The organism is Dyella sp. AD56 (assembly GCF_002878475.1).
Classification (GTDB): Bacteria; Pseudomonadota; Gammaproteobacteria; order Xanthomonadales; family Rhodanobacteraceae; genus Dyella.
In genome coordinates, this window is record NZ_NRDP01000030.1 from 89928 (window position 1) to 102840 (window position 12913).

Here is a 12913-nt window from a genome sequence, read left to right on the forward strand (position 1 = left end):
ATCAAGGGAATGTCAGCGACTCGCCGTTCAAAGGCGGCCGCAACGAATGGAAAAATGTTTAATCATGTGCAGGCGCAGTTTCACAGCGCACCGTGGCACTCAGCGTCACCGTAGGGCACTCGCCCGTCACGGCCGATCCGCGCATGCCCGAGTTGCTTAGCTGCACATCCGAAAGAGTGTGGCCCGCCGAGCAGTAGCGTGCGGCGCGCGCTTCGATGGCAGACCGCATGCTGTCGACCAGCGGGTTCGGCGAAGCATCATTCGCCTCCGCGCGAAAACCGCAAGCAAGGTGGCTTATCTCGTAGACACCCGGCCGGATCTTCCAGGCGGATGTCTTCTCGATCTGGCAACCGGTCAATGACATGGCTGCCATCACCACGGTTGCCCAATGCCTCATTGGCTGATTTCCGCCTGCGCCAGTTCGACGCGCAACGTCTTGATGAGTTCCGCGCGCGACACCTCGAACTGGTCCTCACGGCGCAGATCCTTCACGGTGACCACGCCCTTGGCGAGCTCGTCCTCGCCCAGCACGATCACAAAGCGGATACCGGCGCGATCGGCGTACTTGAACTGCTTGCCCAGCTTGCCGCCGTCCAGCACCACCTCAGTGGCGATGCCTGCGCTGCGCAATTCGCTGGCCAAGGCCAGATAGGCCGGCAACTGCGCCGGATCCATCTGCGTCACCAGCACGTCTACGGTACTGCGCGCGGTGCCGATGAGGCCCGCATCGCGCAGCTGCCAGTACAGGCGCGTCAGGCCAATGGAAATACCCACGCCCGGCAGGTGCGACTTGGTGTACTGGCCAGCGAGGTTCTCGTAGCGACCGCCCGAGCAGATCGAACCGATCTGCGGGTGATCGTTGAGCGTGGTCTCGTAAACCGTGCCCGTGTAGTAATCCAGGCCACGCGCGATGGACAGGTTCAACGCGTAGTGCGATTCCGGCACGCCAAACGCGTGGATCAGGCCAAGCACTTCCTTGAGCTCAGTGCGCCCCTGCTCCATCGCTTCCGGGCCGGAGCCCAGCGCGTCAAGCTTGTCGTAGGCGTCCTGCAGCGAGACCGAGCGCACCTGCACGAAATCGAGGATCTTCTGCGCGGTATCCGCGCTCAAACCGAACTGTTCACCGGTAAGCGTGTCACGCACGTAGTCGGCGCCGCGCTTGTCGAGCTTGTCCACTTCGCGCAGCACCAGCGTCTGCTGCTCGCCATCAGTCACACCCAGGCTCTCGAAGAACCCGAGCATCAGCTTGCGGTTGTTGAGGTGGATGGTGAACGGGCCGATGTTCAGCTCACGGAACACGCTGTAGATAACCGCTGGCAGCTCAGCGTCATAGCGCACCGACAAGCTGTCCTTGCCGATCACGTCGATGTCGCACTGGTAGAACTCGCGGAAGCGTCCGCGCTGAGCGCGTTCGCCGCGATACACGCGCTGCATCTGGTAGCGGCGGAACGGGAAGGAAAGGTCGTGCTCGTGCTCAGCGACATAGCGGGCCAGCGGCACGGTGAGATCGAAGCGCAACGCCAGCTCGGGCACGCCCTCGCCCTTCTCCGCATTGTTCAGCGCACCGGTGGACTGCACGAAATAGACCTGGCGCTCGGTCTCGCCGCCCGTCTTGGTGAGCAGCACATCCGAGAATTCCATCACCGGCGTTTCCACCGGCAGAAAGCCAAAGCGCTCATAGTTGCGGCGAATCACGTCGAGCATGCGCTGGAACGCAATCTGGTCGAGCGGCAGCAGCTCGAGCACGCCGGGCATGGTACGGGCCTGGGTAAGCGCCATGAAGTCCTCAGCTAAGCGGTGTGGGAGGCCGGCCAGCCGCCTGTTGGCGTACGGTCCGACAGAGCCGTATAGGTTAGCAGAAGGCCGCTTCCACACCCTCCTCAAAGGGGCTGCGACAGTCCCTTTGACCTTTGTGAAGAATTTTTTTCACAAAGTGTTGCCAAGGCTCCTAGGGGTCATTAAGATACGCGGCTCCCACGGGGTGTAGCTCAGCCTGGTAGAGCGCTACGTTCGGGACGTAGAAGTCGCATGTTCGAATCATGTCACCCCGACCAAAATTCGAAGTAAGCAAGGCTCTGAAAGCACGCTTTCAGGGCCTTCTTCTTTTCCGGGGTCTGAATATTCCGCCCCAACGCATGACCCACCGCGACTGCAGCGCCTTGGCGTAAAAAAACCGAGGCGCGGTTACCCGCACCCCGGTCAGCCCGCGTAGGGCACTCTTAGTCGTACAGACTCAGGGCTGAGCGTCGCCGCCCTCATGCAGCAGCATCAGGTAGCTCGCTGCTGACCAGCTGAAGTTGGGTGACTGGTAGCCGTGACCGGTCAGTGGATCGTAGTTTTCATACGTCGTCCCCTGCCCGGTCAGGCCCTGGGCGTTGAGCACCAGCCGGCGCGCCATCTCATCGGCTTCGCTACGGAAGCCGTAATGCCTGAGCGCTTCGACACCGAAGTACGCCTGGTCCATCCAGACCGGTCCGCGCCAATAGCCCTTGATCGGCGAGAAATGTGGATCGTCCTTGGCCAGCGTGGGGAAAGGCATCACGGTGGCGAACTTGTTCGGATCGAGCATGACGCGACTGACCGCCTGCGCCTGTTCCGGTGTGGCGACGCCCGCCCACAACGGCGCCCAGCCCTCCGAGCCGTACACGCGCACCGGCTCGTGGCTCGGTAGGCGCACGTCGAAGAAGTAGCCCGCCGCAGGGTCGAACATGCGCTGCTGGATGAGCGGCTTCATTTCCGCTGCTTCCTTCAGCCACATGGATTGGTCCGACGTTTTGCCGAGCACGCCGGCCAATTCCGCCAGCTCAAGCTTTTCGCGATACAGGTAGGCATTGAGATCTACCGACTCCTGATTGAGCGACCACGCACCTTCACCGTTACGAATCATGCTGGCGCCGTCGAAGCGCACAGCGTTGTCCATGCCGCTTTCCCATGCCGCGGCGATTCGCGTGCCGTCGGTGGCGCCAAATTCGGCCAAGCCATCGTGATCGTGATCGCGTGCCTGGAACCACCAGCGGTGATAGCGCACCAGTTTGTCGTACATCTCGGCAACGAACGCGCGATCATGCGTGGAGTGGTAGATCGCCAACGTCGCCCACGTCGCCAGCGGCGGCTTGGTGTCACGCCAGTTGTTCTCCGCCTTGCCGAGGAACACGCAGTCGGGAACCATCCCGTCCAGTGCCTGGTAGTCGAACATGGTGCGCATCTGGTCGCGCGCCAGGTCCGGAGCGAAGAGCGCCAGCGCTGCGGCATGCTTCCACGAGTCCCAGGCCCAGAAGCCATTGAAATCAGGGTTGGAGTAAGAAGGGATGACACCGTCGTGATGCAGGTCGCCGCGCGCGGCACGCCAGTTGCCCAGCATGATGATCATGGCTTTGGCGGCCACGTGCTGGGTGACATCGTCCGCCACACCTTGCAGGTGATAGGCCGGGACAGTTTTCAGGTAGCCCGCCCAGCGTTCGCGGTTTGCTGACCAAGCCGCTACATCATCCACGGCAGGAGTTTGCGCGCTCGCGTCGTAAAGCAACGTCTGATCGACGAACACGCTCGTCGTCTGTCCTGCCGCGAGTTGCAGGGGTTGTGCCAGGGCGATGCTGTAGCGATCACCGCTGACATTGGTGCTTCCCAGTGAACCCGCTGGCGTATGCAGCGTAGTAACCAGCTGTGATGGTGATTTAGCGAAGGACTGCACAACGGCGTCACCATCCTTACTAAGGCGGGAACCATTGGCATGGAAGGTGTTGCCTTCGATCGAAAGCTCGACAGTGCGCGCATCGGTCGCCGTCATCTCGATTCTCACGACGGTGCGTGACGAATCGGCAAAGAACAGCGTCTGACGGATCGTCAATCCCGGCGCTGTGAAATCGCGAATGAGGAAGCCTGGCCCGGCATGCGACTCTCCAGGCGTAAGCGCTACCGTCTTGCCACTCTTCGCATCACGCAGTGTCAGCGCAGCGAAACGTGCACCGGTCCACTGCCCGCCAGCGAGGCTATGTACGAACGGACCGACGAAGCCGGACGAAGCATCACCCGTCGGCGGCAGGCTGTAGCCATGCCAAGCGCCCGCATCGAAGAAGATATTGAAGCTCCGATCGCCGGGCGTCTTCGGCAAGCCGTGCATGTCCAACATATCGAGGTACTGCGCATCAGCGCCTGTTACATCCGCGGCCATGACAACGCCTTGACCGAACCCGACTAGCGCCAGCACAAAAGCCAGCGCCGCAAGACGAGGATGCTTCGTACGAAAACCCATCACGTAACGCTCCTGTTGCATCCATCTGTTTCCATGCGACGCGTGCGCCGCACATGCACAAAGCGCCGGCTGCTTTCGCAACCGGCGCTTTGCAGACTAGCTACGTCCCATGCAGGGCACCAGCTGGCTCATCAGAACTGGTACTTGACCTGCAAGTTGACCTCACGCCCTTCGATCGAGCGGGCGAGAATCACACCGCCACCGCTGGCGAAGCCGAACAGGCGTGCATTGCCCTCGGTGATGCCGATTTCGTTGGTGAGGTTGGTACCGCGCAGGGTCACTACCCAGTTCTTGCCGATGTTGGCCATGGCACCGGCACTGAAGTCGTAGTAGTGGCCGAGCGGCTGCTGGTTGAGCTGATCGCCGTAACGGGTACCGACATACTCGTAGGTCAGCCAGAACTTCAGACTACCCCAACTGGTGGGGATCAAGTAACCCGGCGTCAGGCGGTACTGCACCTTCGGCTGACGGTCGATCTGCTTGCCGCTAATCGCGCCGCATTGCTGGCTGCCATCCTGCGCCACGTACGGCACGCAGCCCTCGTAATCGGAGTAATGGCCGTCCATGTAGTTGCCGCTGAGCGCAACGGAGAAGTTCTCGAACGGCTTGACCGTCACGGCGGCATTGACACCCTTGGTCACCGAGCCATACACCAGGTTGATCTGGCCCGTGGGCAGATCGATCGAGTACGGGATGCCATGGAACAGGCGGCGATAGGCCGACACGTCTGCGAAGATCCACGGCGACTGGTACTTGAAGCCCACTTCCATGTTGTGAATCTTCTCGATCGGCGGATGATCGAGGTTCACCACATCGTCGAAGCCCGGCAGGAACACGCCGTCGTTGACGCGCGCGTAAGCGCTCATGTGATCGTTGAACGTGTAGTTCGCACCGAGCGTCCACGACGGCGCGCTACGCGAGCTGGACGGATGCTGCTTGCTGTCGATCAGGTACTCGGCGTTGTTGTTGTAGACGGTGTACGGGTTGTTGTCGAGATCGCCCGACGCGGTGTTCTGGAACCAGCCGCCAATATCGTCATGCTGGATGCGCATGCCGCCATCGAAGCGCCAGTTGCCCACGTTCCACACGTCCGCCAGATAGAACGCCCAGGTAGTAGCGTGCCAGCTCTCGTTGAACGCCATCCACGGCTGCGGCTGAGAATTCCAGAACAGGCCCTGCTTGTCCGTCAGCGCGTAGTTGTTCACGCCGTCGGTCATGTTGACCACGATAGGGCTCGGGTTGTTCTGGGCCTGCATCAGCATGTTCAGGCCGTCTTCTTCGGTGTGGTGCTCGGAGTACACCGCCGTGTAGTTGCCGAACGTGAGCGTGTTGCCCTCGAACAGCTCCTTGCTCAAGCGAAACTCGTTGCTGACCGAGTTGATACTTTTGTGGATGTACTCCGGGTTCTGGATGGTGACGTTCTGGTTCATGTTCGCCGGCTTGCCATTGGTGTACGTGGCATTCGCGGTGAGGTTGGACGGCAAGCCAAATGACGAGGCCATGCCGGCGATGGTGTTGGCCAGCGTGTCCGGGTTAGCGCCGGTGCTGTAGAACGCCGTGGTATCCATGTCACCCACGGTGAAGAACAGCTTGTCCGACAGCGACCAGCCGTTGTCCCAATCCAGGTCCAGGTTGGCGCCGAACATGCGTACGTTGCCGCCCTGGCCGTTGGCTATGTCGATGTTCTGGCCGGTCGGCGAACAGCCTGCGCCATTGCACGGATCAAGCTGGAGGAACATGCGTCGATCGGCATTGCTGCCGAACGTACCCGTCAGCGGACTGAAGTTCGGGTACGCCGAGAACTGACCGGCTGAGGGGTTCAGGATGGGCGTGTCGGTCACCCACTGATTCTTGTCCTTCAGCACGCGCGCGAAGAACATGATCGAGCCATGGTCCAGATCGTGGCTCAACGTGGCGGTAAGCTGGCCGCCCTTGTCGGCGGCAAACTGCGGATCGCGCACGCCGTCCGACTTGCGCCAGAAGCCGCCGATGCTGCCGTACCAACCGCTGTCCTTGCCGAGCGGGAAGCCGTAGAAGCCATCGATGCGGTACATGCCCTCGGAACCCAAGGTGACGCCGATGTCGCCCGAGGGTTTGCTGCTGCCTTCGCGCAAAATGAAGTTAGCGATCATGCCTGGCTGGCCGTTGCCGTACAGCACCGACGTACCGCCCTGCACTGCCTCAAGGCGATCGATGGTGTCATCCAGACGCACCATCGCATCGGTGAAGTAATCCCATTTGGGAAACAGCGGAGAACCGTTCAACTGCATCGTTACGAAGGGCGCGCCGCTGTCCGAGGGGAAACCGGCGACTTCGATGTTCGCACCGGTCTGACCGCCGGAGGACTCCGGGTACACACCCGGGGATATCTTCAGAAGATCGGCAACGCTGACGGGGTTAAGTTCTTTGATCTGCTGCAGGGTCGCGGTGGTGATCGAATAGCTGGCGTCGATCTTGCGGATACCGCCAGCCGTCGAGTTACCCGTCACCACCACCTGATCGAGACTCTGCACGGTCTTGCCGGCGGAAGCGGCCTGCTGGCGCTGCTCGACGGATGCGTTGTTCTGCGCCTTGGGCGCCGGAGACTGCGGCACCGGCGTTGGCGTCTGTGCGTCCTGCGCGTGAAGCGCGCTGGTCATCAGTACGGCACTGATAGCGGCAGTCAGCACGCGCTTGTCGATCTTCTTCCAACCTTTCATTTCGAAAGTTCCTCCCCGGAACATTAGGAATGCTGCCTTCGTTGCGAATGCGGCCCGGCCTTGCAGCGGCAGTGCACACCCGTATCGGTCACATCGCCGCGCCCACCGCCCACCACTCCACGCCGTCGCCTCGTGCCCTCTCGGCCGAGCTCCAGTCCGGGAGCGTGGATAAATCCTAGCGCACTTTTTTCTAATTGTCCTACTATATAACTATGTGTCAAAGGTCATAGAGTTATTCCACTTTGCGGTTGCGCTGCACCATGACAATGCGAACGGAAGGTGCACGAGTGCACTTCGGGCGTGTGCGAAGCCATGAGAAAGGACGAGTCGCGGTTATCGCTAGCATGTCGAGCGGACGCCACCTGTTTGTCGATCAGAGCGCGTCATGCAGCGTTCGTTCGGGCTGCGTTTATAGTAGGCTTCGAAGAACGTTGCATCGCAGCATGCGCCGCTACCGACGCATAAAATTGGCTGCAGATTTTTTTATCGACAAGCTCCCGGCGGAGAGAAATCCATCATGAAATCTTCGGATGCTCGCAGTTTGCACGGCCAGGTCGTGCGTGAACTGGGCACAAGGATCGTTGCCGGCGACCTCAAGCCCGGCGATGTGTTGCCGCGCGAGGACGCCCTTGCGGAAAGCATGCAGGTGAGCCGCAATGCGTTGCGCGAGGCGCTCAAGGTCCTCTCTGCCAAGGGCCTGATCGAAGCGCGCCCGAAAACCGGCACACGCGTACGCCCGACGGATGCATGGAACCAGCTCGACGCCGATGTGCTTTCCTGGCGCTGCGAATCCATGCCCACCGACGACTTCATCGAGAAGCTCATCGAGATGCGCGAGATCATCGAGCCAGCCGCCGCATCGGCGGCCGCTCGCCGCCGCACAGCCGCGCAATTGGCGAAGATTGACCATGCGTATCGCCAGATGGAGGCGGCACAGGATTCTGGTGAGTGGGCCAAGGCAGACCTGAGCTTCCACAAGGCTGTGCTTCAGGCGACCGGCAACGAAATGATGATTTCGCTGTTCTCCGTCATTGAGAGCGTGCTCGGCATGTTCTTCGTGCTTTCGGCGGAAACCGCCGGCAACTTCAAGTACTCGCTGCCGCACCACCAGAAAGTGCTGGAGGCGATTCGGCGCAACCAGCATGAGGCGGCCCGCAAAGCCATGCAGGCCATGATTGTGGATTCGCGCACCAATCTCGAAAAGCGCCGCAAGAAGAGCCTGCGCAAGGCCTCCTGAATACGAAGCGCCAGTGGCGGGCTGTTACAGCCCGCCTAACGCCTCTTCCAACTTGCCGAGAAATTCCTCTGCGTTGGCCTGGCTGAACACGATCGGCGGCTTGATCTTCAGCACGTTATCGTCCGGACCGTCGGTGGACAGCAGCACGTGGCGAGCCTTCATCGCCTCGACGACAGCCTTAGCGCGCAGACTATCCGGTGTCCTGGCCGTACGATCGGTGACGAACTCGGCGCCGATAAACAGGCCGCATCCGCGTACGTCGCCGATCACTTCGAAGCGCGCCTGTAGCTCACGCAGGCCATCCATGATGAACTGACCGGCGCGTTGCGCGTTCTCCTGCAATGCCTCTTCTTCGATGACGTCGAGCACGGCCAGTGCGATCGCACAGGATACGGGGTTGCCACCGAATGTATTGAAGTACTCCATGCCGGTGACGAAGCTCGCGGCAATCTCCGGCGTGGTGACGACCGCCCCCATCGGATGACCGTTGCCCATCGGCTTACCCATAGTGACGATGTCGGGCACGACGCCCTGCCGTTCGAATGCCCAGAAGTGTTCACCCGCACGACCGAAGCCAACCTGCACTTCGTCGGCAAGACACACGCCCCCGGCAGCGCGGATCTCCGCATAGACTTCGGGAAGATAGCCGTCCGGCAATACGATCTGCCCGCCGCAGCCGAGCAGCGACTCACCAAAGAACACGGCGGTATCTTTGCCGCGCCCGCGCAGTTCGTTGATCACGGGCTGGGCCAGTTGCCCATACTTGCGCCCCGCATCCGGCGCAGCGCCGATGGAGCCACGATAGACATCCGGCATGGGCAGCACGCCGATATGTGGTGACTGCCCCTCCCCACCCTTGCCATTGAACTTGTATGGACTGAGCTCGACCATCGTCGGTGAGTTGCCATGGTAGGCATGATCGATCACCACCACGCCCTTCGCTTTCGTGTGCGCCCGCGCCAGGCGCAGTGCAAGGTCATTGGCCTCCGTCCCTGAATTGGTGAAGAAGGCCACCGACAATGGCGACGGCAACGTGCTGATGAGCCGCAGCGCGTACTCCACGATGTTGTCGTGCAAGTAGCGAGTATTGGTGTTGAGCTGCGCCATCTGCGCCTGCCCTGCCGCCACCACGCGCGGATGGCAATGGCCCACGTGGCAAACGTTGTTGACCATATCCAGGTAACCCTGGCCATGCTGGTCGTACAGCCATGTACCTTCGCCGCGGACGATCTTGAGTGGTTCGCGATAGGCCACGCTCAAGGTCGGATTCAGGTACTGCCTGCGCAACCGGAGAATCTCTTCGTTGCTGCGTTTGGGAACAACGGCGGTCATTCGGTCAGTCATGGCTCGATTCCAGATAGGGTCGCACGATGGCGTCGGGCTCCACGCCCACAAGCTGGCGAAGCAGGCCTCGTACGCCCTGTTGGGAGACGAGGACGAACGGGTTGTCCGGTTGCTCGCGATGCGCGCGCGTCGCCATCAGAATGCTGTGGCAAAGCCGCGCCAGAATGAAAGTGTGCAGTTGTTCCAGCTCGCTGCGTCGCAACGGTTGCATGGCGAGGTAGCCACCAACGATCCGGCGCGCGCACGCCACCGGATCGGACTCGTGCTGCATGGCGTAGGTACACGCAATAGCTAGGTCGGCCAAGCGGAAACTGGTGCACATGTCGCCGAAGTCGATAACCGCACTCACTCGCTTTCCGCCCGCCGCATCGTCGTCAACGATGATGTTGAGATCATTGGCGTCGTTATGGAGCACGGATATCGGCAAGGTGGCGCGCCATGCCGGCAAGGCATCGCAGAAACGCGCGGCGTGCTCACGTACGATGTCGCGGAATGCGGCATCTTCGATATGGGGAACTTCGTCTAGCAGCCGCGGCAGACTCATGATGTTCCAGTCGTGCAAGCGGTCGGCGGCCGGGTGGCGGAAATCATGCAGTCCGCGCGTCAGTCGTCCCACGGCCTGCCCCAGGCTTTCGTGCAGCGCTTCGCACTCGCGTGGTCGCAGGCTGTTGATGGCCTCGGCATAGGTCGTGCCGGGCACGTAGCTCAGCATGCGCACCAGGCAGGTCTGTCCGTCAACGGTCAACGCCAGCAGGTGTTCGCCGTTGCCCGCGAACTGTACACGCGGGCAACCCAGCGCAGGCTCGCGCCTGGCGAGTTCCATCATTGCCAGGTTTTCCAGCTCGATGTCCGGCGCCGACCACGAAGGATGCGCAACCTTGAGCACGTACCCATCGCCATCGGTGCGAATGCGGAAGTTTTGGTCAGCGTAGGAAGGCAGCGCCCTGGCTTCGCCCTCGATGCCCCAATGACGCGCCGCGAGTGTCGACGCCTCGGCGAGTGTCAGCATGTCCATGCGGCATCCACCACCCGGCTCACCTCGAACGACGAACGGTTGCACCCTTTGCCCAAGCGCGGAATGCTCGGTACATCATGGCTATGGCATCGGACAGCACTGTGCATCCCCGGAGCACTCCTCGATTGCAGTCGACCCAATGGTAGGATAATTTGACAATTAAACCCACTCACAGGCTTCTCTTCATGTTCCGGCCTTTGCTCGCAGCGGTACTGACCACAGTCGTGATGATCGGTGGCGTCTCCGCCGCGCCCGGCGATGCCGGGAATGCCGCTCGCCCCCAGGGCGCAGCCCTGCTCCACCAGCGCGAGCCAATGAGCGTCGGCGTGTTCTATTACCCCGAGCAATGGCCGCGCGCGCAGTGGCAGCGCGACATGAACGGCATGGCCAAGCTCGGCTTCAACTTCACGCACATGGCCGAGTTCAGCTGGACCTACCTGGAACCCGAGGAAGGCCGCTTCGACTTCAAGTGGCTGGACGACGCCATCGACCTGGCACACAAGGCGGGCTTGCGCGTGATCCTTGGTACGCCATCGGGCGCGCCACCGGCATGGATGGGTGAGCACTATCCCGAGGTCTACCGGGTAGACGAACACGGGCAGCGCCACGAGCATGGCATCCGCGCAGAAGTTTCCCTTTCCAATCAGAAATACCAGGCCTTCGTCACGCGCCTGGTCACCGCAATGGCGCAGCACTACGGTCACGATCCACGCGTGTGGGGTTGGCAGGTGGACAACGAGCCCAGCAGCTTTGCGGACTACAGCGACAGCGCGCGCATGGCCTTCCAGCAGTGGCTGAAGGACAAGTACGGCACCATCGATGGCATGAACGCAGCATGGGGCGGCTCGTTCTGGAGCACGCGCTACACCAGCTTCGAACAGGTGCTGCTACCCAACGCTACGCTGGCCGCGGAAGACAAGCTGAGTCCGCATGCGCTGGTGGATCTCGCGCGCTTCCAGGCGGATGTTACGGCGCACTTTCTGGATGGGCAGGCGGCGATCATCAAGAAATATGCAGCGCCCGCGCAGTGGGTGACTACCAACTACACCAACGTCACCACGGCAACCGATCCCCGCCGCAGTCATGGGTTGGATTTCACCACCTTCACGCTTTATCCGGTGGCCGGCACCAACGCATTGGGTGGCGACAGCTACGCCATCGGCAAGCCCGCCAACTTGATGGAAGCCGCTGCGTATTTCCGCCCCATCACCGGCACCTTCGGTGTGATGGAGCTGCAGCCGGGCCAGGTGAACTGGGGCGAGATCAACCCGCAACCCACGCCCGGCGCCGTCGGCATGTGGATGTGGCACGCCTTCGCTTCGGGTGCGTCGCTGCTCAGCACGTACCGTTACCGCCATCCCTTGCGCGGCAGCGAGATGTACCACGAAGGCATCGTCAGCACCGACGGCGTGACGCTCTCGCGCACGGGCAACGAATTCGTCGACACCATGCACGAGATCCAGTCGCTGGAAACCAAGCTGGACACCAACGCCAAGTTGCCCAACACCCTCGCCGCCCGCTACACCGGCTACCTGTGGAGCCACGATGTGTTCTGGGATCTGGAAGCTCAGCCCCAGACCACGCTGTGGAACAGTTGGGCTTACCGCAACGGCTACACGCTAGCCGTAAAGAGCACGGGCGCACCGATGGATTTCGTGGCGGAAAGCGACGACTTCAGCCGTTACCCGTTCCTGATTGCTCCTGCCTACGACATGGTCAGCGAGTCATTGGCCAAAAAATGGAAGCACTACGTGGAACAAGGCGGCCATCTGATCCTGACCAGCCGCACGGGCCAGAAAAACGAACTAGGCCACTTCCATGAAGGGCCTTGGTCCGCCGTCATTCTCGACCTCATCGGCGATGACGTGGAAGCGTTCGACATGCTGCCACCGAGCGCGGACGGCAAAGTGTCGGCTGATGGCAAGACGCATGAATGGCACCGCTGGGCGGACATCCTTGCGCCTCGCCCCGGCACTGAGGTGCTCGCCACCTACGCGGACCACTACTACGCAGGCAAAGCAGCCGCCACGACACGCAAGCTGGGCAAAGGCACCGTCACGATGATCGGCGTATCCACCGACGATGGGGCGCTCGAGCGCGACATCGTGCGCAGCGCCTACCAGCGTGCTGGCGTGGCCATTGAAGACCTGCCTAAGGGCGTGTTCCACGAATGGCGCGGTGGCTACGACTTCCTGGTGAACTACAACCCCGCGCCGTTCCAGCCAGTGTTGCCGGTTGGGGCAAAAATCGTGCATGGCCAAGTGCCGTTGGCGCCGGCGCAGGCGCTGGTGTGGAAAACAGCAACGCCGTGAGATCGGCGCAATCTTCTGCTCGTCATTCCGGCGCAGGCCGGAATGACGAGCGAA

Annotated in this window: 8 protein-coding genes and 1 tRNA gene; 3 read left to right on the forward strand and 6 right to left on the reverse strand. The window is 61.5% G+C overall.

The annotated features are described in order from the left end of the window. Positions 1 to 58: 58 nt before the first annotated feature. Complete coding sequence (locus DyAD56_RS19160; RefSeq protein WP_102304439.1) at positions 59 to 397, reverse strand: hypothetical protein; 339 nt, start codon at positions 395 to 397, stop codon at positions 59 to 61. After that, complete coding sequence (gene hisS / locus DyAD56_RS19165; protein WP_102304440.1) at positions 394 to 1779, reverse strand: histidine--tRNA ligase; 1386 nt, start codon at positions 1777 to 1779, stop codon at positions 394 to 396. Before hisS ends, DyAD56_RS19160 begins: the two co-directional genes overlap by 4 nt. Positions 1780 to 1977: 198 nt before the next feature. Between hisS and DyAD56_RS19170 the strand changes: the two genes are divergently transcribed. Then, positions 1978 to 2054 (forward strand) — tRNA-Pro (locus tag DyAD56_RS19170). Between the two features lie 179 nt (positions 2055 to 2233). On the opposite strand, the gene DyAD56_RS19175 is transcribed toward DyAD56_RS19170, so the two are convergent. After that, a complete protein-coding gene (locus DyAD56_RS19175) occupies positions 2234 to 4252 on the reverse strand; it encodes a trehalase family glycosidase (RefSeq protein WP_158241391.1) in 2019 nt (672 codons plus the stop codon). A 131-nt stretch (positions 4253 to 4383) separates the two neighbouring features. Continuing rightward, on the reverse strand, positions 4384 to 6951 hold the full coding sequence (locus DyAD56_RS19180; RefSeq protein WP_102304442.1) for a TonB-dependent receptor: 2568 nt from the start codon (positions 6949 to 6951) through the stop codon (positions 4384 to 4386). A gap of 517 nt (positions 6952 to 7468) precedes the next feature. Here DyAD56_RS19180 and DyAD56_RS19185 point away from each other — a divergent pair. Beyond that, positions 7469 to 8188 carry a FadR/GntR family transcriptional regulator gene (locus tag DyAD56_RS19185; protein WP_102304443.1) on the forward strand — a complete coding sequence of 240 codons (720 nt, stop codon included), beginning with the start codon at positions 7469 to 7471 and terminating at the stop codon, positions 8186 to 8188. Between the two features lie 24 nt (positions 8189 to 8212). Here DyAD56_RS19185 and DyAD56_RS19190 read toward each other — a convergent pair whose 3' ends face one another. Then, positions 8213 to 9532 carry an aminotransferase class III-fold pyridoxal phosphate-dependent enzyme gene (locus tag DyAD56_RS19190; RefSeq protein ID WP_102304444.1) on the reverse strand — a complete coding sequence of 440 codons (1320 nt, stop codon included), beginning with the start codon at positions 9530 to 9532 and terminating at the stop codon, positions 8213 to 8215. Beyond that, on the reverse strand, positions 9525 to 10547 hold the full coding sequence (locus tag DyAD56_RS19195; protein ID WP_102304445.1) for a phosphotransferase: 1023 nt from the start codon (positions 10545 to 10547) through the stop codon (positions 9525 to 9527). Before DyAD56_RS19195 ends, DyAD56_RS19190 begins: the two co-directional genes overlap by 8 nt. A 185-nt stretch (positions 10548 to 10732) precedes the next feature. Between DyAD56_RS19195 and DyAD56_RS19200 the strand changes: the two genes are divergently transcribed. Next, positions 10733 to 12859: a beta-galactosidase gene (locus DyAD56_RS19200; protein WP_102304446.1), complete on the forward strand. Its 2127-nt coding sequence runs from the start codon at positions 10733 to 10735 to the stop codon at positions 12857 to 12859. The last annotated feature ends 54 nt before the right edge of the window (positions 12860 to 12913 follow it).